This is a genomic window from Sphingomonas jinjuensis (assembly GCF_014197105.1).
Classification (GTDB): Bacteria; Pseudomonadota; Alphaproteobacteria; order Sphingomonadales; family Sphingomonadaceae; genus Sphingomonas; species Sphingomonas jinjuensis.
In genome coordinates this window covers 595,231-615,843 of record NZ_JACIEV010000001.1, presented here as the reverse complement: position 1 = coordinate 615,843, position 20,613 = coordinate 595,231, and the positions used below count along the sequence as shown (strand labels likewise).

The 20,613-nt window shown below is 67.7% G+C and carries 18 protein-coding genes; 7 read left to right on the top strand and 11 right to left on the bottom strand.

The features are described 5' to 3' along the window. Positions 1-9: 9 nt before the first annotated feature. The 3 genes from GGQ80_RS03010 to pdxH are packed head-to-tail and all read right to left on the bottom strand — an operon-like array spanning position 10 to position 2,335. Entirely contained in the window at positions 10-807 is a 798-nt protein-coding gene (locus GGQ80_RS03010) for a PhzF family phenazine biosynthesis protein (RefSeq protein ID WP_183982351.1), read from the bottom strand. Further along, positions 807-1,760 (bottom strand): cation diffusion facilitator family transporter, encoded by a 954-nt coding sequence (locus tag GGQ80_RS03005; RefSeq protein WP_183982349.1) that lies wholly within the window; start codon positions 1,758-1,760, stop codon positions 807-809. Before GGQ80_RS03005 ends, GGQ80_RS03010 begins: the two co-directional genes overlap by 1 nt. Further along, entirely contained in the window at positions 1,757-2,335 is a 579-nt protein-coding gene (gene pdxH, locus GGQ80_RS03000) for a pyridoxamine 5'-phosphate oxidase (protein WP_183982468.1), read from the bottom strand. Before pdxH ends, GGQ80_RS03005 begins: the two co-directional genes overlap by 4 nt. A gap of 574 nt (positions 2,336-2,909) precedes the next feature. On the opposite strand from pdxH, the gene ku reads away from it, so the two are divergent. Further along, a complete protein-coding gene (ku, locus tag GGQ80_RS02995) occupies positions 2,910-3,803 on the top strand; it encodes a non-homologous end joining protein Ku (protein ID WP_183982347.1) in 894 nt (297 codons plus the stop codon). Then, on the top strand, positions 3,796-6,309 hold the full coding sequence (gene ligD, locus GGQ80_RS02990; protein WP_183982346.1) for a DNA ligase D: 2,514 nt from the start codon (positions 3,796-3,798) through the stop codon (positions 6,307-6,309). Before ku ends, ligD begins: the two co-directional genes overlap by 8 nt. Before the next feature lie 121 nt (positions 6,310-6,430). Here the strand turns inward: ligD and GGQ80_RS02985 are convergent, their stop codons facing one another. After that, a complete protein-coding gene (locus GGQ80_RS02985) occupies positions 6,431-7,045 on the bottom strand; it encodes a class I SAM-dependent methyltransferase (protein ID WP_183982344.1) in 615 nt (204 codons plus the stop codon). A gap of 162 nt (positions 7,046-7,207) precedes the next feature. Between GGQ80_RS02985 and GGQ80_RS02980 the strand changes: the two genes are divergently transcribed. Both GGQ80_RS02980 and GGQ80_RS02975 read left to right on the top strand, forming a co-directional pair. Further along, positions 7,208-7,531 (top strand): antibiotic biosynthesis monooxygenase family protein, encoded by a 324-nt coding sequence (locus GGQ80_RS02980; protein ID WP_183982343.1) that lies wholly within the window; start codon positions 7,208-7,210, stop codon positions 7,529-7,531. 5 nt (positions 7,532-7,536) lie between these two features. Further along, a complete protein-coding gene (locus tag GGQ80_RS02975) occupies positions 7,537-8,805 on the top strand; it encodes an MFS transporter (RefSeq protein WP_183982341.1) in 1,269 nt (422 codons plus the stop codon). Between the two features lie 34 nt (positions 8,806-8,839). Here GGQ80_RS02975 and GGQ80_RS02970 read toward each other — a convergent pair whose 3' ends face one another. Beyond that, positions 8,840-11,134: a CDC48 family AAA ATPase gene (locus GGQ80_RS02970; protein WP_183982339.1), complete on the bottom strand. Its 2,295-nt coding sequence runs from the start codon at positions 11,132-11,134 to the stop codon at positions 8,840-8,842. 272 nt (positions 11,135-11,406) lie between these two features. Between GGQ80_RS02970 and GGQ80_RS02965 the strand changes: the two genes are divergently transcribed. Beyond that, positions 11,407-12,291 carry a LysR substrate-binding domain-containing protein gene (locus tag GGQ80_RS02965; protein WP_183982338.1) on the top strand — a complete coding sequence of 295 codons (885 nt, stop codon included), beginning with the start codon at positions 11,407-11,409 and terminating at the stop codon, positions 12,289-12,291. Between the two features lie 147 nt (positions 12,292-12,438). Here the strand turns inward: GGQ80_RS02965 and GGQ80_RS02960 are convergent, their stop codons facing one another. Then, positions 12,439-12,912, bottom strand: coding sequence for a peptidylprolyl isomerase (locus GGQ80_RS02960; protein WP_183982336.1), 474 nt, complete (start codon positions 12,910-12,912; stop codon positions 12,439-12,441). 107 nt (positions 12,913-13,019) lie between these two features. Here GGQ80_RS02960 and mgtE point away from each other — a divergent pair, with 107 nt between their 5' ends. After that, positions 13,020-14,429 (top strand): magnesium transporter, encoded by a 1,410-nt coding sequence (gene mgtE / locus GGQ80_RS02955; RefSeq protein WP_183982335.1) that lies wholly within the window; start codon positions 13,020-13,022, stop codon positions 14,427-14,429. Positions 14,430-14,481: 52 nt separating this feature from the next. Beyond that, positions 14,482-14,889, top strand: a complete 408-nt coding sequence (locus tag GGQ80_RS02950; protein WP_183982334.1) for a DUF1489 family protein — start codon at positions 14,482-14,484, stop codon at positions 14,887-14,889. A 107-nt stretch (positions 14,890-14,996) separates the two neighbouring features. On the opposite strand, the gene GGQ80_RS02945 is transcribed toward GGQ80_RS02950, so the two are convergent. From GGQ80_RS02945 to gyrB, 5 genes are all read right to left on the bottom strand, one after another. Beyond that, positions 14,997-15,752 carry a GIN domain-containing protein gene (locus GGQ80_RS02945; RefSeq protein ID WP_183982333.1) on the bottom strand — a complete coding sequence of 252 codons (756 nt, stop codon included), beginning with the start codon at positions 15,750-15,752 and terminating at the stop codon, positions 14,997-14,999. A gap of 7 nt (positions 15,753-15,759) precedes the next feature. Continuing rightward, a complete protein-coding gene (locus GGQ80_RS02940; protein ID WP_183982332.1) occupies positions 15,760-16,500 on the bottom strand; it encodes a head GIN domain-containing protein in 741 nt (246 codons plus the stop codon). Between the two features lie 14 nt (positions 16,501-16,514). Beyond that, the gene (locus tag GGQ80_RS02935) at positions 16,515-17,210 is read right to left on the bottom strand and encodes a head GIN domain-containing protein (protein ID WP_183982331.1); all 696 of its coding nucleotides are present in this window, start codon (positions 17,208-17,210) and stop codon (positions 16,515-16,517) included. 128 nt (positions 17,211-17,338) lie between these two features. After that, complete coding sequence (locus GGQ80_RS02930; protein WP_183982330.1) at positions 17,339-17,872, bottom strand: CarD family transcriptional regulator; 534 nt, start codon at positions 17,870-17,872, stop codon at positions 17,339-17,341. A 207-nt stretch (positions 17,873-18,079) separates the two neighbouring features. Beyond that, positions 18,080-20,611, bottom strand: coding sequence for a DNA topoisomerase (ATP-hydrolyzing) subunit B (gene gyrB, locus GGQ80_RS02925; protein ID WP_183982328.1), 2,532 nt, complete (start codon positions 20,609-20,611; stop codon positions 18,080-18,082). Positions 20,612-20,613: the final 2 nt, after the last annotated feature.

The window sequence follows — 20,613 nt, the reverse complement described above, 5'->3', positions numbered from 1 at the left end:
ACGCACGGTTCAGGGCAGCAGGAACGTCCCCTCGATCACCGTCACGCAGCCGCCCGACAGGATCACGCGGTCGCCCTCCACCTTCACGCCGAGCCGGCCGCCGCGCCGGCTGGCCTGGAAGGCGGTGAACTGATCGCGGCCGAGCTTCTCGGCCCAATAGGGCGCGATCACCGCATGGGCGGAGCCGGTGACGGGATCCTCGTCGACCCCCGCCCCCGGCGCGAACATCCGGCTGACGACGTCGGTGTTGCGTCCCCGCGCCGTCACGATCGCCTGGTGGTCGCCCGTCGCGGCAAGCGCGCGCAGGTCGGGCTGGACGGCGCGCACCGCTTCCTCGCTGTCGAGGACGATGACGCCATAGCCGCCCTCGCGCCACAGCGTCTCCACCACCCCGTCGACGCCCAGCGCCGCGACCACCTGGTCGAGCGGCCTGGGCTCGGGCTTCCACGCCGGCAGTGCCAGCGCATAGCCGGTGCCGGAACGAGTCACCGTCAGCACGCCGGCCTGGCGTGTCAGGAATCGAACCGAATCGCGGGCATCGTCGGACGACAGCACGAAATGGCCGCTCGCCAGCGTCGCATGGCCGCACAACCGCACTTCACGCCCCGGCGTGAACCAGCGCAGCTCGAAGTCGGCCTCGTCCCCGGCGAAGGGCACGAGAAAGGCCGTCTCGCTGAGATTGTTCTCCATCGCGATCCGCTGGAGAACGTCGTCGTCGAGCCATTGGCCGAGCGGCATCACCGCCGCCGGGTTTCCCGCGAAGGGCGCGTCGGCGAAGGCGTCGATCTGGGCGAAGGGAATACGCATCAGTGACCTACTCGCTTGCCGAACCAGTGCGGCGTGACGTCGGCCTCGACCAAGGGATTGTCGGTGTCGACATGGCCTTCGGGATCGAGGTGGATCAGCACCTCGACCTTGGGAAAGGTCTGGCGAAGGCTCTTTTCGACGCGCTCGACGATCTCGTGCGCGGCGCTGACCGTCAGGTTCCGGTCGACCTCCATATGGAATTGCGCGAAATCGTGGCTGCCCGAGCGGCGGGTGCGGAAGTCGTGGATGCCGCGAATCCCGTCCTGGCGTGCCGCGACGTCGAGGAAGGCGGCACGCTGGTCGTCGGACCATTCCTTGTCCATCAACTGGTCGATCGCGTTCGACGACGCCTGGAAGGCGCCCCAGGCGAGCCACAGCGCGATGGCGATGCCCATGACCGGATCGGCGCCGTGCCAGCCGACGAACTGGTCGAGGACCAGCGCCAGGATCACCGAGCCGTTGAGCAGCACGTCCGACTGGTAATGCACATTGTCGGCCATGATCGCGACCGAGCCCGTCTCGCGGATGATCCGCCGCTGATACCAGAGCAGCACCACGGTCGCCGCGATCGCGACCACCGACACGACGATGCCAAAATCGGCGTCCTGCGTTTTCGTTTCGCTGCCCAGCGCCATGATCGCACGCCAGGCGATGCCCGCCGCCGACGCGGTGATCAGCGCGACCTGGAACAGCGCCGCCAGCGCCTCCGCCTTGCCATGGCCGAAACGATGGTCCTGGTCGGCCGGCGTCGCGGCGACGCGGACGCCGTAGAGCGTCACGAGGCTGGCGAGCAGGTCGAGCCCGGTATCGGCGAGCGAGCCCAGCATCGCCACCGAGCCGGTATGCCACGCGGCAAAGCCCTTCAAGGCCAGCAGGAAGCACGCCATCGCCACGCTCGCCAATGCGGCGCGGATGGCGAGGGGAATGATCCTGCGGCGTTCGTCCTGGGTCATGGGTAGAGCAAGCCTTCGTTCCAACCGTCGCCCGATCGGGTGAACAGTCGGCGCTCATGTAGGCGATGCGCGCGGTCCTGCCAAAACTCGATCTGTCTCGGGATGACGCGATAGCCGCCCCAGAAGGGTGGGCGCGGCACGTCGCCGCCCTCGAATCGTGCCTTCATCGCCTCGAACCGCGCCGCGAACGTCTCACGCGCATCGAGCGGGCGCGATTGATCGGACGCCCAGGCGCCCAGCTGCGAATCGCGGCTGCGCGATGCGAAATAGGCGTCCGACTCGGCATCGGACACGATCTCGACCGGTCCCTCAATGCGGACCTGGCGCCGCAGCGACTTCCAGTGGAACAGCAAGGCGGCCTCGGGATTGGTGGCCAGCTCGCCCGCCTTGCGCCCCTCGCGATTGGTGTAGAATACGAAGCCCTGCGGCCCATAGCCTTTCAAGAGCACCATCCGCACCGACGGTCGCCCCCGCGAGTCGGCGGTGGCGAGCGCCATCGCGTTGGGATCGTTGGGTTCGCTGGCCTTGGCTTCGGCGAACCAGCCATCGAACAGGGCGAAGGGATCGTCGGTCATGACGCCCGTCGCCTCGCGAATGTTGAGAATGTTGAGGCCATGCGTTTGGAATTCCTGTGCGTGGAGGAAGGCGTTTCCCGACACAACGCGCCATGCCATGATCGGTTGTTATAGGACAGGTGGGCGCTCGCGTACCTGCTCCGGTTCCCCCAACCGTTCGCCCTGATATAGGCTGAGCGCAGCCGAAGCCTCGTCTCGAAGGGCATGCCCAGCCAGCCGCGCTTCGAGACGGCGCTTCGCGTGCGCTCAGCGCCTCCTCAGCACGAACGGCGGGTGAAACGCAGGAACGTTGCATCCGCCCGCCGGTTTACCCCAAATAGGGGCAGTTCAGTTCGCGTATGAAGGTATCGGGTCGTCATGACGGGTGGCAAGCAGGAGCAACGTCGGCGCATCGCGCTGGTCGGAGAGACGCTGCGCCATGGGGTCGAAACGCCGACGGACACCTACATCACGGGTGATATTCCGTTACTTCTTACACGGTTAGGTCAGATTCCCGCCGCACCGCCGCGTCCCCGCCGGGGAACGACTCCTGCGCCCAAGGATTGAATCGCCCTCGTAACGAGGGGCTGAGACAATGGCGGCACGTGCCTATTGGCAGGGACAGATCCGGCTGGCGCTGGTGTCGATCCCCGTCGAGATCTATCCCGCGACCCGATCGGGCGCGTCGATCTCGTTTAAGCAGATCCACGAGCCGAGCGGCAAGCCGATCCATTACGAGAAGGTCGTGACCGGCGTCGGGCCGGTCGACCGCGACGAGATCATGAAGGGGTACGAGGTCGAGAAGGGCGAATTCGTCCTGCTCGAGCAGGATGAGATCGATGCGGTCAAGCTCGAGTCGAAGAAGACGCTGGAGCTGACCCAGTTCGTCGACGCGCGCGACATCGACGTGATGTATTTCGAAAAGCCCTATTTCGTCGTCCCTGCCGACGACCTGGCCGAAGAGGCGTTCATCGTCCTGCGCGAGGCGTTGAAGCGGACGAAGAAGGTCGGGCTTGGCCAGCTGGCGATGCGCGGCCGTGAGTATGTCGTCAGCCTGAAGGCGTGCGGACGGGGCATGGTGCTGGAAACGCTACGCTATGCCGACGAGGTCAACCGGGCGCAGACCTATTTCCGCGAGATTCCCGACGATGCGCCCGATCCCGAGCTGCTCGACCTGGCCGAGGCGCTGATCGAAAAGAAATCGGGCACCTTCGATCCCAAGGAGTTCCACGACCGCTACGTCGACGCCCTGAAGGACCTGATCGAGCGGAAGCGCAAGGCGAAGGGCCGCAAGATCATCGAAGACAAGGACGATGGCGGCGGCCAGCGCAACGGATCGAACGTCGTCGACCTGATGGCGGCGTTGAAGAAGTCGATGGAAAAGGGCGGAAAGGCCGCCGCGACGAAGGCGCCTGCCAAGAAGACGCCAGCGGCGAAGAAGCCCGCAGCCAAGACTGCCGCCAAACCGGCGACACGTAAGCGTGCCTGATCCCCTCGCCCCGTACAACGCCAAGCGCGACTTCACGCGGACCGCGGAGCCGGCCGGTACGCTCGAACCCGGTCATGGTAACGGCTTCATCGTCCAGAAGCATGACGCGACCCGGCTGCATTGGGACTTCCGGCTCGAGATCGACGGCGTGCTCAAGAGCTGGGCCGTCACCCGCGGCCCAAGTCTGGACCCCGACGAGAAGCGGCTGGCGGTGCGCACCGAGGATCACCCGCTGTCCTATGCGACGTTCGAAGGGACGATCCCCACGGGCGAATATGGCGGCGGCACGGTGATGCTGTGGGATCGCGGTACCTGGGCGCCGATCGCGGGCAAGAGCGCGCACGATCTGGACAAGGGCCACCTCCACTTCGTGCTCGATGGGACACGGATGAAGGGGGAGTGGCTGCTGATCCGGTTGAAGCCGCGCGGCAAGGAAAAGCGCGAGAACTGGCTGCTGCGCAAGATCGACGACGTCCATGCCGGCGGCACCGACACGCTGACCGAGGAGGCGCTGACCAGCGTCGCCACCGGGCGGACGATGGCCGAGATCGCGGAGGGGAAGAAGGTCAAAAAAATCCTCCCCCGGAGGGGTAGGGGGACCGGCGCAGCCGGTGGAGGGGTAGGCGCCGCCGGTGGGTCGGTTGCGGCGAGTACCCCTCCACCACCGCGCTCCGCGCGGCGGTCCCCCTCCCCCTCCGGGGGGGGATTGAAGCTACCCCCCTTTCGCGAACCGCAGCTGTGTACCCTCGTCGATGCCGTCCCCACGGGGTCCGGCTGGCTCCACGAGATCAAATACGACGGCTATCGCACGCTGATCGCGGTGGCGGGCGGCACGGCGAAGGTCTTCACCCGAAGCGGGCTCGACTGGACCGACAAATTCGCGCGGATCGCCGAGGCGGCGGCGGCGCTGCCGGTGCGATCGGCACTGATCGACGGCGAGATCGTCGCGTTCAAGGACGGGCGACCCGATTTCTCGACGCTGAAGGACGCGATCGCCGGCGCCGGTGACATGAGCTGCTTCGCCTTCGACCTGCTCGAACAGGATGGCGAAGACCTAGCCGGCCTGCCGCTCGTCGAGCGCAAGGAACGACTGCGGGCGATCATCGGCGACGATGGGCGGCTTCAGTTTGCCGAGCATGTGCTGGGATCGGGCGAGGAGCTGTTCGCGGCGATGTGCCGCGAAGGGCTGGAGGGTGTCGTCTCGAAGCGCGGCGATGCGCCCTATCGATCGGGGCGGAGCCGCGGCTGGCTAAAGATCAAATGCACGCGGCGGCAGGAGTTCGTCATCGTCGGCTGGACCGCGTCCGACAAGAAACGCGGGTTCAAGTCGCTGTTGCTCGGCGTCCATGACGGCGGCACGCTGCGCTATGCGGGCAAGGTCGGCACCGGCTTCGACCAGGCGCTGATGACCGAGTTGCGCGCCAAGCTCGACCGGATCGAACGCAAGACGCCGACGGTCGATGCGCCGCGCGCCGCCGTCCGCGGGGCCCATTGGGTCACCCCCAAGCTGGTCGCCGAGATCGCCTTTGCCGAGGTGACGCCCGATGGCGTGCTTCGCCATTCGAGCTTCCTGGGCCTGCGTGGCGACAAACCCGCGGCCGAGGTGGTGGTCGAGACGCCCGAGCCGATCGCGGAGGCCCCGCCGGTGTCGATCAAGGTGTCGAGCCGCGAGCGGCTGCTGTTCCCCGACAGCCAGGTGACCAAGGGCGATCTTGCCGACTACTACGCCGCGATGGCCCCGGTGATGCTGCCCTGGACGGCGCGGCGGCCGATCAGCCTGGTGCGGTGTCCGCAGGGGCGCGCCAAGCGCTGCTTCTTCCAGAAGCATGATGCGGGCAGCTTCGGCGACCATGTCCACCATGTCGACGTCACCGAAAAGGATGGATCGGTCGAGCCGTACCTGTGGGTCGACGATGCCGACGGGCTGGTCGCGTGCGTGCAGATGGGGACGATCGAATTCCACGGCTGGGGCAGCCGCATCGACGCGCTGGAGAAGCCGGACCGGCTGGTGTTCGACCTCGACCCCGACGAGGGACTCGATTTCGCCGACACGAAGAAGGCGGCGGAGCATATCAGCGGCCAGCTCGCGGAGATCGGGCTGACGAGCTTTCCGATGCTGTCCGGGGGCAAGGGCGTCCACGTCGTCGTGCCGCTGACGCCGGATGCCGAATGGCCCGTGGTCAAGGACTTCGCCGACCGTTTCGCCCGCGCGGTCGCGGCGGCGGAGCCCGACCGCTACGTCGCGGTGATGACCAAGGCGAAGCGCAAGGGAAAGATCTTCATCGATTACCTGCGCAACCAGCGCGGCGCGACCGCGATCATGCCCTATTCGGCGCGCGCCCGTGCGGGGGCACCGGTCGCGGTGCCGGTGTCGTGGAGCGAGCTGCGCGAGATCGAGACGGCGGCGCGATGGCGGGTGACCGATCGCGACGAACTGCTGGCGCGGGCGACGTCGCGGGCGCTGGTCGGCTGGGGGGTGAAGGACCAGGTGTTGCCGGATCTGTGAGGCGCCCGACCCCGGCATTACCCGTCTTCGTCATCCTGAACTTGTTTCAGGATCTCCGGCCGCAGGTTCCGACGCCAAGAGATGCTGAACCGAGTTCAGCATGACAGACTAGATGATTAGATCAGCCCTTCCACGCCCAATACAGCTGCGCCGGCGGCACGTTCCACCACTCCATGTCGTGGTCGATGTCCTTGAAGTGCGGCGTCAGGAAGTCGCGGACCTTGGGGCTGAACTGATAGACCAGGAACGCGCCGCCTTCGCGGATCACGCGGTGGGTGGCGGCGCCGATCGCGTCGCCGACGCCCGGCGGCAGTGTCGAGAAGGGGAGGCCCGACAGCACGTAATCGGCCTGTTCGAAGCCATGGTCGCGGACGATCTGTTCGACGTCGGCGGCCGAGCCGTTGACCGCGACGAAGCGCGAATCGGTGATGACGTGATTGAGGTAATTGATGAAGTCCGGGTTGGTGTCGATCGCGATCAGCGTCGCGTCGGGAGCCATCCGCTCCAGGATTGGGCGGCAGAAAGTGCCGACGCCGGGGCCATATTCGACGAAGACCTTGCACGCGCTCCAGTCGACCGGGCCAAGCATCTTGCGGATCAGCTTGTCCGACGACGGGATGATCGAGCCGACCATCACCGGATGCTTCAGAAAGCCCTGGAAAAACATCGCGAGCGGGCCGGGCACGCCGGCGGGACGGGTGCGAGCGCGCCGGGCGGCAACGGTGGAGTCGGTCATCGGCATCCTTCGATCGTGCTCCCCACACTCGCGCGCGGGACCTTATAATCAACTGTTGGTTCCGTTCGCACGTTTCCCGAACGCGTTTCAAGTCGCGAAGGTTGCCGCAGCGCCCCTCCATCCGTCGCTTGTCAACGTAGGCCAACCGCTTAACGAAGAGGGATGGACGGCGACCGAAACGACGAAACCGCAGTGATCTTCACGTCGCGGCTGACGGGAACCGATCCCGCCGGCTATGCCGAGGCGGCGTCCCGGATGGAGACGCTGGCGGCGCAGCAGCCCGGCTATCGCGGGATCCAGAGCGCGCGCGGCACCGATGGCCTGGGCATCACGGTCAGCTATTGGGCGAGCGAGGCGGACGCGGTCGCCTGGCGCGACCAGCCCGACCATGCCGCGACGCGCGAGGCGGGACGCGCGCGCTGGTATGCCGAATATCAGGTCGTTGTCGCGCACGTCGCCCGCGATTATCGCTGGACGCGCGGATGAGCGGGATGGATCGCCGCTTTGCGCTGATGTTCCTGGTCATGCTGACGATCGCGGCGGGCAATACCGCGCTGCAATCGGTGTTGCCGGCGCTGGGCCGGTCGCTTCACGTCGACGACCGCGCGGTTGCGGCGGCCTTTTCGGTGTCGGCGTTGCTGTGGGTCATCGCCGCGCCGATCTGGGCCAACCGATCCGACCGGCGCGGGCGGCGGGCGATGATCCTGCTCGGCATGGGCGGTTTCGCGATATCGCTGACGCTGTGCGGCATCTTCCTGGCGGCGGGGATCAACGGCTGGATCAGCGGCACCGCGGCGTTCGTCGCGTTCATCGCCGGGCGGATGATCTACGGCACCTTGGGCTCGGCCGCGCCGCCCGCGGTGCAGGCGCTGGTCGCCGGCGAGACGACGCGCGAGGAGCGGACGCGCGCGCTGACGCTGCTCGCCAGCGCCTTCGGGCTCGGCACGATCCTGGGGCCGGCGATCGCGCCCTATCTCCTGCTGGGGCGGATCGGGGGCGTGGAGATCGGACTGGCCGGCCCCGCCTTCGTCTTCGCGCTGTTCGGTGTCGGCGTCTATGTGACGGTGCGCACGATGCTGCCCGACGACCGGCCGAGCGCGACGGCGGAACATGGCGCGAGCCAGGCCTATCCGTCAATCGGCGGTGCCCCGACCGGCGCCAGCGTCGCCGCCGCGACCCAGCCGCACGTCGAGCGCATCGGCTATTTCGATCCGCGCGTCCGCGCCTGGATGATTGCCGGCCTCGTCATGGGGCATGCCCAGACGATGACGAGCCAGGCGATCGGCTTCCTCGTGATCGACCGGCTCGACGTCGCGCCGGTCGATGCGCTGCAACCCACCGGGCTGGTGCTGATGATGGGCGCCGGCGCCGCGCTGCTGACGCAATGGGGCATCATCCCGCTGCTGAACCTCAAGCCGCGGCAGCTGGTGCTGACCGGCCTGGTCCTCGCCGCGATCGGAACGGCGCTGACGGGGATCGCGACGTCGCTCTACGGCATCGCCACCGCCTATGCGCTCGCGAGCTTCGGCTTCGGCTTCACCCGGCCGGGCTTCACCGCGGGATCGAGCCTGGCGGTCGGCCCGGCGGCGCAGGGCTCGGTCGCGGGCAAGGTGACGAGCGTCAACGGCGCTAGCTTCGTGCTGGGCCCGTCGATCGGCGTCGCGCTGTACCAGGGACAGCATTCGCTGCCCTATCTGACCGCGGGCGCGGCGCTGGTGGTGCTGTGGGTCTATTGCAGGGTGGCGTTGACCCGGAGCTGAAGCCCCTCCCCTGAAGGGGAGGGGCTTGAAAGGGCTATTCCGTCCCCTTCGGCCCCCTCGGCGTCAGCTGGCCCGGCGAGATGAAGCCCAGTGGCTGGATCGCCGCGGCGTCCTGCTTCAGCTTAGAGGCCATCGCCTCATATTCCTTCTCCATCTCGGGCGTCACGCTGGCGCGGCTGTCGGTCAGCGCCTTGTCGAAGTCGGCCATCGTCACCTCGCTCGCGCTCAGCGAGCGGCGCAGGGCGGCAAGACCGGCCCGGCGGGTCAGATCCTCAAGGTCCGCGCCGGTGAAGCGCTCGGTCCGCTCGGCCAGCGTATCGAGGTCGACATCGCCGGCGAGCGGCATCTTGCCGGTCTGGATGCCCAGGATCCGCCGCCGCCCCGCGCGATTGGGCACGCCCACATAGACCAGCTCGTCGAACCGCCCCGGCCGCAGCAGCGCCGGATCGACCAGGTTGGGCCGGTTGGTCGCGCCGATCACGACGACCGACTGCAACTCCTCCAGCCCATCCATCTCGGCGAGGATGGTGTTGACGACGCGCTCGGTCACCTGCGGCTCGCCAAGACCACCGCCGCGCGCGGGTACGAGGCTGTCGAGCTCGTCGATGAAGATCACCGTCGGCGCGACCTGGCGGGCGCGGGCGAACAGGCGCGTGATCTGCTGCTCGCTTTCGCCATACCATTTGCTGAGCAGGTCGGACGATTTGGTAGCGATGAAGTTTGCCTCCGCCTCGCGCGCGACCGCCTTCGCCAGCAGCGTCTTGCCGGTGCCCGGCGGGCCGTAGAGCAGGAAGCCCTTGGCCGGGCGGATGCCGAGCCGGCGGAACGCGTCGGGGTCCTTCAGCGGCAGCTCGACGCCCTCCTTCAATCGCTCCTGCGCGGCGTCGAGGCCGCCGACATCTTCCCACCGCACCTGCGGCGCCTGGACCATCACCTCACGCATCGCCGAGGGCTGGACGCGCTTCAGCGCCTCGAGGAAGTCGTCGCGCGTGACCGACAGCTGGTCGAGCACCTCGGCGGGGATCGTCCGCTCCTCGAGGTTCAGCTTGGGCATGATCCGCCGCACCGCCTCGATCGCCGCCTCGCGGGTCAGCGCGGCAAGGTCGGCGCCGACGAAGCCATAGGTGGTGCGCGCCAGTTCGGCGAGGTCGACGCCGTCGGCGATCGGCATGCCGCGGGTGTGGATGCCCAGGATTTCGCGCCGGCCGCGCTCGTCAGGTACGCCGACGACGATCTCGCGGTCGAAGCGGCCGGGCCGGCGCAACGCCTCGTCGAGCGCCTCGGGCCGATTGGTCGCGGCGATCACGACGAGGTTCGCGCGCGCCTCCAGTCCGTCCATCAGCGTCAGCAGCTGCGCGACGAGGCGCTTCTCCGCCTCGCCCTGCACCTGGCCGCGCTTGGGGGCGATCGAATCGATCTCGTCGATGAACACGATCGACGGCGCGGCCTTGGCCGCCTCCTCGAAGATCTCGCGGAGCCGGCCTTCCGATTCGCCATAGGCGGACCCCATGATCTCGGGACCGTTGATCAGGAAGAATTGCGCGTCGCTCTCGTTGGCGACCGCGCGCGCCAGCCTCGTCTTGCCGGTGCCCGGCGGGCCGTAGAGCAGCAGCCCCTTGGGCGGCTCGACGCCGAGCCGCTCGAACAATTCGGGATAGCGCAGCGGCAATTCGACCATCTCGCGCAGCTGGTCGATCGTCGCGGCCATGCCGCCGATGTCGTCATAGGTGACGTCGGCACGGCGCGCCTGCTGCGGTTCTTCATATTCGGGGCGCAGCTCGACGTCGGTATTCTCGTCGATGTGGACGACGCCCTTGGGCGTCGCCGACACGACCACCAGGCGAATCTCCTGCAGCGCATAGGCCGGGGCGTTCATGTAGCGCTGGATGCTCGCCGGCATGTTGCCGACGCGCTGGTGCCCCGCCGTCGCGACGACATCGCCCTGGCAGAAGGGCCGCCCGAAGAAGGTGCGTTTGAGCGCCTCGCTCGACCCCTGGAGGCGCAGATTATGTTGCGCAGGCGCGAACACGACGCGGGTCGCGGGCTTCGAATCCGCCTTGCGCACTTCGACGTAATCGCCGGAGCCGACGCCGGCATTGGCGCGCTGGAGGCCGTCCATGCGTAGCACGTCGAGCCCTTCGTCCTCCGGATAGGGCGCAACGGCGCGCGCGGCGGTCGATTGCTTGCCGACGATCTCGATCGCATCGCCCTCGCCGACGCCGATCGCGGCCATCAGCGTGCGCGGCAGGTGCGCGATGCCGCGGCCGGCGTCTTCCGGCCGGCTGTTGGCTACCTGGATCCTGTGTACGGTGTCGTCGCTGTCGGCCATGCCGCTCCCCTGAAACGCTCAAGCAAGCGCGCGAGATAGGAAGGCGGTTCCGGGATCACCATCGCGGCGAAGCATCAAGCGGCCGGCAAATGGACAAAAAAAGGGCCGGCACCCGAAGGGCCAGCCCGTGAAAGTTTTTAGGAGAGGATGCCTGAAAGGCACGGTCTTTTTGCGTCGCGGCCGGTTATGTTGCAAGTGCGAAAAGATCGGCTACAGTTGCATTCGCTGCATTCGTCCAGGTAGGAACAGGTCGCGCCGAAAGGGGAATCACGATGCGCAGATTGCCGCCGCTGGGAGCGATCGAGGCGTTCGTCCAGGTCGCCCGACTGGGATCGGTCAAGGCCGCCGCCGAGGAACTGGCGCTGTCCGCCCCCGCGCTCAGCCGCCGCGTGCAGAGCCTGGAGCGATTCATCGGCAAGCCGCTCTTCGCTCGTCGTCATCAGGCGATGGCGCTCAATGCCGACGGTGAGCGGCTGCTGACCCAGATCGCGCCGGCACTTGACGCGCTGTCCGACGCGGTCGAGATGATGACCAGCTCGACCGAGGTGCTTCGCCTGCGGCTCGGCGTGCTGCCGCTGTTCGCCTCGCAGCGCCTATTCCCGCGGCTGGGGGAATTGCGTGCGGCGCATCCGCAGCTCCACCTCGACATCGACACGGCCGGCCACGGCATCGCGCGGCTCGGCGACGGACTTGACGCGGTGATCGCGCTCGCGCGGGAGATCGACCCGTCGCTGTATGCGCGGCGGCTCGATCGCAACTGGGTGTACGTCATCGGCGCGCGCTCGCTGGTCGAGGGGCCGAACGCGCTGTCCGATCCGGCGCAGATCGCGGGGCTGACCGCGCTGATCCACCGCGACATGCCCGACACCTTCACCGCCTGGCGGCAGGCGGCGGGGCTGGAGGACGTCGAGCCCGCGGCGATCGACCTGTTCGATTCGGGGCAGCTGATGCTCGAGGCGGCGGCGCAGGGCCTCGGCATCGCCTTCATGCTCGAGAGCCACTACCAGGACGCGAACGATCCCCGGCTGGCGCACCTGTTCGATATCGAGGTGGAAAGCCCGTACAGCTATTGGTTCGTCTGCCGCCCGCGTGCGCTGCAGCAACGACCGGTGCGGATGTTCCACGACTGGCTGATCAAGACCATTGGGCAGAATTAGGAAAATTCCTCCCCGGCCCGGGGAGGGGGACCAAGCCGCCAGGCATGGTGGAGGGAGCTTTCCACGCAGCGATTCGCCCGTGGCGCTCCCCCTCCACCACCAGCCTGCGGCTGACGGTCCCCCTCCCCGTACCGGGGAAGATTTGCATCACGCCGTGCGCGCCTTGACGATCGTGCCGGGATCGCGCGGCGGCTCGCCCTTGGGCAGCGCGTCGATCAGATCCATGCCGTCGGTCACTTCGCCCCACACCGTATACTGGCGGTCGAGGAAGCGCGCGTCGTCGAAGCAGATGAAGAACTGCGAATTGGCCGAGTTGGGATCGTTGGTCCGCGCCATCGAGCAGACGCCGCGGACGTGCGGCTCTGCGTTGAACTCCTGCTTGAGGTTCGGCTTGGACGAACCGCCGGTGCCATTGTGGTTACCGCCGTCGCCGCCCTGCGCCATGAAGCCGGGGATGACGCGGTGGAACGGCACGCCGTCGTAGAAGCCCTCGTCAGCCAGCTCGGCGATGCGCTTGACGTGCTCGGGCGCCAGGTCGGGGCGGAACTTGATCGTCACGTCGCCGGTGTTGCCGTCCTTGGTGTCGACGGTCAGCACCAGCGTCTCGGGGGTATCGGCCATGTAAAGTCCTTTCGTTGCCGGGGCGCAGGTAGGGATGCGGTCGCCCGCTGGCAAATCGCATCGCGCCGCGATAGAGCGCCCAGGCCAGCGAACCGAGGGAGGCGGCGATGAGCGAGACCGAGCTTTCCCACGAGATCGCCGATGCCGAAGGCGAGAACCAGCTCGACGAGGATGACCGGCTGAAGCCCGAATATGTCCGCGCCGTTCTCGACGCGGTCGAGGCAGGCGATGCCGAGGGCGCGCGCGCGCTCGTCGAGCCGCTCCACCCCGCCGACATCGCCGACCTGTTCGAGCTGACCCCGCACGAGGATCGCCCCGGCCTCGCCCATGCCGTCGCCGACCTGCTCGACGGCGACGTGCTCGCGGAAATGAACGATTACGTCCGCGAGGACCTGATCGACGCGCTCGACCCGCGCGAGGTCGCCGACCTGGCGTCCGAGCTCGACACCGACGACGCGGTCGCGATCATCGAGGATCTCGATGCCGACGAACAGCGCGAGGTGCTGCGCCAGATGGAGCCCGACGATCGCGCCGCGATCGAGGAGGCTCTGTCCTACCCGGAGGAATCCGCCGGCCGCCTGATGCAGCGCGAACTGATCGCGGTGCCCGAGCATTGGACCGTCGGCGATGCGATCGATTATCTGCGCGGCCACGAGGAACTGACGACCGACTTCTGGGAGATCTTCGTTGTCGATCCGGGGCACAAGCCGGTCGGCACCTGCCAGCTGTCGTGGATCCTGCGCACCCCCCGCTTCGTGTCGATCGCCGACGTGATGAAGCGCGAGCAGACGCTGATCCCGACCGACATGGACCAGGAGGAGGTCGCGCTCCGCTTCCAGAAATATGCGCTGATCTCGGCGGCAGTGACTGACGCGTCGGGCCGGCTGGTCGGCATGATCACCGTCGACGACATCGTCCACATCATCCAGGAAGAGGCGGGCGAGGATACGCTGCTGCTGTCGGGCGCAGGCGACGGCGACATCAACGAGCCGATCCGCTTCACCGTCCGAACCCGGCTGACGTGGCTGACGATCAACCTGGGCGCGACGATGCTGTCGGCATCGGTGATCGGCCTGTTCCAGGGTGAGATCGCCCGCTACGCGCTGCTGGCGGTGCTGATGCCGATCATCTCGGCGTTGGGCGGCAATGCCGGCACGCAGACGCTGGCGGTGATGGTCCGCGCGCTGGCGATGAACCAGCTGACCAGTTCGAACACGCTGCGCATGCTGGGACGCGAATTCTCGGTCGCGATGTGCAACGGCGCCGCGCTGGGGATGATCGGGGCGCTGGGCAGCTATGTCGTGTTCCGCGACCCGACGCTGTCGGCGGTGTTCGGCATCGCCATGTCGTTCAACAGCCTCGTCGCCGGCATAGTCGGTGTGATCGTGCCGGTGACGCTCGACCGCGCGAATATCGATCCGGCGGTGTCGTCGGCGGTGTTCGTGACCACGATCACCGATATCATGGGGTTTCTGAGCTTCCTCGGGCTCGCGGCACTGGTGGGACTCGGCGGGTAGCAACCGCCGCCAACCCATTGCCCCGTCGGCAACTCTCCCCAAATAGCGGGCGATGTCCCTCCACCTCACCAAGGTCGCGTTCGGCGTCACCAGCGTCGAGATGCTGGCCGATCGCCTGGAGGCGCGCGCCGCGGCTGGGCCGCTGTCGCTGACGACGCGCTATCTGCCCAAGCGGCACGAGGAGGTGGCAGGCCGCGGGTCGCTGTTCTGGATCATCAAGCATCAGCTGGTCGCCCGATCGCCGATTACCGGCTTTGGCGAGGCGGAGGGCGGTCGCGTCGCGATCCACCTCGATCCGGGACTCGTGCTGGTACAGGCGCGACCCAAGCGGGCGCATCAGGGCTGGCGCTATCTGGAGGCGGACGATGCGCCGCTTGACCTCGGTGGCGGCGACGCGTCGGGGCTGTCGGCCCTGCCGCCGGCGTTGATCGGTCGGTTGGCGGAATTGGCGTTGATTTGAGCGACATCGTCATCCCCGCGAAGGCGGGGATCCATCACCACTGAACGCCTTGGGTCCCATGAAGCGCAGCCAGCATGGATTCCCGCCTTCGCGGGAATGACGAAAATCTAACGCGCCACGGCCCCACAAGCCACCGGACCGCCGGCGCGCGCCGAGACGGTGCATTTCGGATTGCCTCCGACGACCACCCGACCAAGCCCGATATTGTTGACCCTAGCGGTGTAGCGCGCCTGCCCCTTCACGTCGCCCGGCCCGTCCAGCGTCGCCTGAAGATCGCCCGCGACCACCCCCGCGGCGTCGATCGTCGCGGTGCCGTTGACTGCCAGCCGCGCCCGCGCCGCCTTGCCCGACGCCACGTTGATCGCGCCGACGCCGATCGCGGTCGCCGCCAGCTGGTCCGTCTCGACCGCCTCGACCGCGATCGATCCGCTGCCCGTCATCGCCAGGTCGACGCGCGGTGCCTTCATTCGCGTCGCCACGATCTTCGCCCCCGCCAGGCTGGTCGCGCTGGCCAGCGTCGGCGTCGTCAGTGTGACCACCGCAACCCCCGCCGACCCGCGCCGCGGCGTCTCGCCCCACGCCTGGTTGCCGGGGCGGATCGTCAGCGCGGTGCCGTCGACATTCACCGACAGGCGCTCGACCGCGTCGCGATCGCCACTGAGCTTCGCACTCGCGGGCTGGCCGGTGACGACGCGGACCTCGATCGGCCCATCGACGCGCAGCCGTTCGAAGCTGCCGATACCGACGGTGCGATCGGCGGCAGCGGCGGCGGTGGGCAGCAGGGCGAGCGCGAGCGGCAGGAAGCGGATCATGCCGGGCAGCGTCGCACCGAACGCCGCCGCACCGCAAGCCCTGCGTCCCATCCCTACATCACTGCGCGCAGCTGACCTTGCCCGATCCCATCTTCGACACGGTGCATTTCGCCTGCGGGCCAAGATTGACGTCGCCCGAGCCCAGGATCGACACCTTGGCATCGCCGCTGACCTGCGCGCTGACATCGCCCGATCCGGCCACCGCCACTTCGGCCCCTTCGCTGCGCAGGCCCGTGCCACGCAGATTGCCCGAGCCGGCGACATTGACCTTCAGCATCCGCGCGGTGCCCGCGACCTGGGCATCGCCCGATCCAGCGATCGACAGTTCCGCCTCGTCGACCGCCAGCGCCGCCAGCGACAGTGTACCCGATCCGGCGACGACGCCCTCGAACTTCGCGCCATCGACACGGTCGATCGCCATGTCGCCCGAACCGAGCACGACGCCCTGGCCGATCCGTGGCAGCGTGACGAAGACCTTGACCTTCTGCGCATCACCCCAGCTCAATGCGTTGCGCTTGCGCCCGATGACCAGCGTATCGCCGTCGAGCGCGATGCGCAGCTTGTCGAGCTCCTCGCTCGGCCCCTCGGCACGCACCGAAAAGCCGCCACCGACGCGGACATCGACATCGTCCGATCCCCGCAAGGCGACGTCGGCGAAGTTTGCGACGGCATAGGTCCGCGACGTGCCGCTGCCGTTGGCGTCGAGCGCGCGCCCCTTGTCGTCGCCGCCGATCTGACAGGCGGCGAGGGGCGTCGCAATGGCGACCAGCAGCAGCGTGCGGCAGTGACGAAGGCGCATCATCTTTCCCCTTGTCAGCCGCGACGCCGGCACGTGACGCGGCCCGACCCCATCTTGGTCACGTCGCAGCGCGCGTCAGGCCCCAGATCGACGTCGCCCGATCCGGTGATCGTGACGTCGGCATCGCCGACCACGCGGGCGCGCACGCTGCCCGAGCCCGCCACCGTCACATCGGCCTTGGCGGCGGTCAGCGTCGGCGCCGCCACGTCGCCCGATCCACCGATCGACACCGACAGGTCGTTCACCCGGCCCGCCGCCCGGATGCTGCCCGACCCGCCGATGTTGAACGTTGCCTCGTTCGACGCCAGCTGGCCGATCGCGATCATGCCCGAGCCGCCGACATTGGCCTCGAACGCTTTCGCATCGGCGCGATCGATGTCCAGGCTGCCCGATCCGCCGACATTGGCGCCCTCGATCCGCGGCATGGTGACGAACACCGTCACCGGCTTCGCGCCGCGCCGCTGCCACTGGCCGCGCTCGCGCCGGATGTCGATCGCATCGCCCTTGCGCTCGATCTTCAGGTCGGCGAGATCGGCCGGCAATCCTTCGGCGCGCACCGAATAGCCGCCGCCGACCCTGACCTTGACCGCATCGGCGCCGCCCACGCCCACCGACGTGAAGCCCGACAGGGGGTAGGAGCGCTGCTCGGCCAGAGCCGGTGAGGCCGCTGCGAGACTGGCGAGCGAGGCGAGGATCAGGACACGGCGCATGGTGGCTCCTTCGGGTGTATTATTTCAACACTACACGCAGCGAGGCGGAGCCGCAACGAAAAAGGGCGGCACCGTTCGGCACCGCCCCTTGATCGTATCGGATGCCGACACGATGGCCGGCGATGCCGTCAGGCCGGCACCTTGTCCTTGTTGTAGATCGCGGCCGCGGCGCGGAGGATCTCGAGGATCTTCTCCTGCGCCTTGGGCTCGTCGATGTCTTCCATCGCGGCCAGCTCGCGCGCCAGGCGGCTGCACGCCGCCTCGAAGATCTGGCGCTCCGAATAGCTCTGCTCGGGCTGGTCGTCGGCGCGGAACAGGTCGCGGGTCACTTCGGCGATCGACACCAGGTCGCCCGAGTTGATCTTCGCCTCATATTCCTGCGCACGGCGCGACCACATGGTACGCTTGACCTTGGGCTTGCCCTTCAGCGTCTCCATCGCCTCGCGCATCGTTTTGTCCGACGACAGCTTGCGCATTCCGACGCTCTCGGCTTTGTTGGTCGGCACGCGCAGCGTCATGCGCTCCTTCTCGAAACGAAGGACGTAGAGTTCCAGGCTGGTCCCCGCGATTTCCTGTTTCTGCAGCTCGATGACCCGACCGACACCGTGCTTGGGATAGACGACATAATCACCGACATCGAAGGACAATGCCTTGGCAGCCATGGGGGGCCTTTCCTTTAGGTCAACAGGCCGCGGGCCGGCGGCGGGAACCGCGTCGTGAGCCCGGGGCGGATGGTAACGAATATATTCGTTCGCCGAGAACCGCGACTGATCCCGACGGATCGGTATATAACATGTCGGTAATAAAATTACCAGCGGGGGAGTCGGCCACCTATCCGTCCTCCCCACGTCGTGGGGAGGACGTTGGCGTCACACGTCGAGGTTCGCGACGTTCAGCGCGTTGTCCTGGATGAACTCGCGGCGCGGCTCGACGACTTCGCCCATCAGCTGGGTGAAGATCTCGTCCGCCGCCTGGACGTCGTTGCTGGTCACGCGCAGCATCGTACGGTTCGACGGGTCGAGCGTCGTTTCCCACAGCTGCTCGGCATTCATCTCGCCCAGCCCCTTGTAGCGCTGGATCGACAGGCCCTTGCGGCCCGCCACCAGGATCGCATCGAGCAGCTGCGACGGTCGCGCCACGCGCGTCTCGCCGCGTGCCAGCGTCCGCGTGCCGCCGGCGGCGACCGGCGCTTCGCCCTCACCGTCACCGTCTCCCTCGGTCGAGCCGTCCTCCGGCTCCGCCTCGGTCGTCACGGTGGCGGCACCCTTGACCGGCACGAGCTTGCCCGCGGCGGCGTAGGCGTCGGCCTGTTCGGCGGCGAGCGTATGGAGCTTGCGCGCCTCGGCGCTCGCCAGGAAGCCCGCCTCGACGATGTGGTGGTCGGTCACGCCGCGCCAGAAGCGCTGGAAGTGGATGCCGCCCTCTTCGGTCAGCTGCGCGGTCCACGTCGCCTCGTCGTCACCGGCGTCGAGCCGCTTGGTGACGTCCTGCACCGCCGCCTCGCGGCCCGGTCGGTCGATCTGCGGGTCGAGTGCGCCGCCGAGCGCCAGCGCCTCGATGATGGCGGGATCGTAGCGCCGCGGCACATACCGCATCAGCGTGCGCATCCGCCGGGCATGCTCGACCATCGGGCGCAGATGCGCGCCCGTCAGCTGCTCGCCGTTCGCGTCGAGCGCCATCATCAGCACGCCAGCCTCGACCAGATATTCGTCGAGCGCGGCGTCGTCCTTCAGATACACTTCCGATCGCCCCTTGGTTGCCTTGTAGAGCGGCGGCTGGGCGATGTAGAGGTGACCGCGCGCGATCAGCTCGGGCATCTGGCGATAGAAGAAGGTCAGCAGCAGGGTGCGGATATGCGCGCCGTCGACGTCTGCGTCGGTCATGATGACGATCTTGTGATAGCGCAGCTTGTCGGCGTTGAAGTCGTCGCGGCCGATGCCGGTGCCCATCGCCTGGATCAGCGTGCCGATCTCCTTCGACGAGATCATCCGGTCGAACCGCGCGCGCTCGGTGTTGAGAATCTTGCCCCGGAGCGGCAGGATCGCCTGGAAATGCCGGTCGCGGCCCTGCTTGGCCGACCCGCCGGCTGAATCGCCCTCGACCAGGAAAAGCTCCGACTTGGCGGGATCGCGCTCCTGGCAATCGGCCAGCTTACCGGGCAGCGAGGCGATGTCCATCACCCCCTTGCGCCGGGTCAGCTCGCGCGCCCGCTTCGCCGCCTCGCGCGCGGCGGCGGCGTCGATCACCTTCTGGACGATCGCGCGGCCATGCGCCGGGTTTTCCTCGAGATATTCGGCCAGCTTGTCCGCCATCAGGCTTTCGAGCGGCTGGCGCACCTCGGAACTGACCAGCTTGTCCTTGGTCTGGCTGGAGAATTTCGGGTCGGGCAGCTTCACCGAGACGATCGCGGTCAGCCCTTCGCGCATGTCGTCGCCGGTGAGGGTGACCTTCTCCTTCTTCAACATCCCCGACTTTTCGGCCCAGTTGTTGAGCGTGCGGGTCAGTGCGGCGCGGAAGGCGGCGATGTGGGTGCCGCCGTCGCGCTGGGGAATGTTGTTGGTGAAGGCGAGGACGTTCTCGTAATAGCTGTCGTTCCACTCCAGCGCGACGTCCATCCCGATCATCTCGCGCTGGCCCGAAATGGCGATCGGCTCGGGCATCAGCGGCGTCTTCGACCGGTCGAGCCACTTCACGAACGCGGCGATGCCACCCTCGTAATACAGCTCGACGGTGCGCGGCTCGTCGTGACGCGCATCGGTCAGGAACAGGCGGACGCCCGAATTGAGGAACGCCAGCTCGCGGAAGCGATGCTCGAGCTTGTCGAAATCGAACTCGACGATCTTGAAGGTGGTCGGCGACGGCAGGAAGGTGACGCGCGTTCCCTTCTTGCCTTCCGCCTTGCCGACGACCTTGAGCGGCGCGACCGCATCGCCGTGGGCGAAGCGCATGTAATGCTCCTCGCCGTCGCGCCAGATCGTCAGGTCGAGCCATTCGGACAGCGCGTTGACCACCGACACGCCGACGCCGTGGAGGCCGCCCGACACCTTGTAGGCGTTGTCGTCGCTGCTGTTCTCGAACTTACCGCCGGCGTGGAGCTGGGTCATGATGACCTCGGCCGCGCTCACGCCCTCCTCCGGGTGGATGCCGGTCGGGATGCCGCGGCCATTGTCGGTGACGCTGACCGATCCGTCGGCGTTCAGCTGGATATCGATCCGGTCGCAATGCCCCGCCAGCGCCTCGTCGATCGCATTGTCGCTGACCTCGAACACCATGTGGTGGAGGCCCGAACCGTCGTCGGTATCGCCGATATACATGCCCGGCCGCTTGCGCACCGCGTCGAGGCCCTTGAGCACCTTGATCGAAGAGGCGCCATATTCGCTGGAATTCTGCTGCTCTGCCATGG

Bases quoted from the DNA above. Each gene is read 5' to 3' on its own strand.
- GGQ80_RS03010 (WP_183982351.1), bottom strand. From the start codon at position 807: ATGCGTATTCCCTTCGCCCAGATCGACGCCTTCGCCGACGCGCCCTTC.
- GGQ80_RS03005 (WP_183982349.1), bottom strand. From the start codon at position 1,760: ATGACCCAGGACGAACGCCGCAGGATCATTCCCCTCGCCATCCGCGCC.
- pdxH (WP_183982468.1), bottom strand. From the start codon at position 2,335: ATGACCGACGATCCCTTCGCCCTGTTCGATGGCTGGTTCGCCGAAGCC.
- ku (WP_183982347.1), top strand. From the start codon at position 2,910: ATGGCGGCACGTGCCTATTGGCAGGGACAGATCCGGCTGGCGCTGGTG.
- GGQ80_RS02985 (WP_183982344.1), bottom strand. From the start codon at position 7,045: ATGACCGACTCCACCGTTGCCGCCCGGCGCGCTCGCACCCGTCCCGCC.
- GGQ80_RS02980 (WP_183982343.1), top strand. From the start codon at position 7,208: ATGGACGGCGACCGAAACGACGAAACCGCAGTGATCTTCACGTCGCGG.
- GGQ80_RS02975 (WP_183982341.1), top strand. From the start codon at position 7,537: ATGGATCGCCGCTTTGCGCTGATGTTCCTGGTCATGCTGACGATCGCG.
- GGQ80_RS02970 (WP_183982339.1), bottom strand. From the start codon at position 11,134: ATGGCCGACAGCGACGACACCGTACACAGGATCCAGGTAGCCAACAGC.
- GGQ80_RS02965 (WP_183982338.1), top strand. From the start codon at position 11,407: ATGCGCAGATTGCCGCCGCTGGGAGCGATCGAGGCGTTCGTCCAGGTC.
- GGQ80_RS02960 (WP_183982336.1), bottom strand. From the start codon at position 12,912: ATGGCCGATACCCCCGAGACGCTGGTGCTGACCGTCGACACCAAGGAC.
- mgtE (WP_183982335.1), top strand. From the start codon at position 13,020: ATGAGCGAGACCGAGCTTTCCCACGAGATCGCCGATGCCGAAGGCGAG.
- GGQ80_RS02950 (WP_183982334.1), top strand. From the start codon at position 14,482: ATGTCCCTCCACCTCACCAAGGTCGCGTTCGGCGTCACCAGCGTCGAG.
- GGQ80_RS02945 (WP_183982333.1), bottom strand. From the start codon at position 15,752: ATGGGACGCAGGGCTTGCGGTGCGGCGGCGTTCGGTGCGACGCTGCCC.
- GGQ80_RS02940 (WP_183982332.1), bottom strand. From the start codon at position 16,500: ATGCGCCTTCGTCACTGCCGCACGCTGCTGCTGGTCGCCATTGCGACG.
- GGQ80_RS02935 (WP_183982331.1), bottom strand. From the start codon at position 17,210: ATGCGCCGTGTCCTGATCCTCGCCTCGCTCGCCAGTCTCGCAGCGGCC.
- GGQ80_RS02930 (WP_183982330.1), bottom strand. From the start codon at position 17,872: ATGGCTGCCAAGGCATTGTCCTTCGATGTCGGTGATTATGTCGTCTAT.
- gyrB (WP_183982328.1), bottom strand. From the start codon at position 20,611: ATGGCAGAGCAGCAGAATTCCAGCGAATATGGCGCCTCTTCGATCAAG.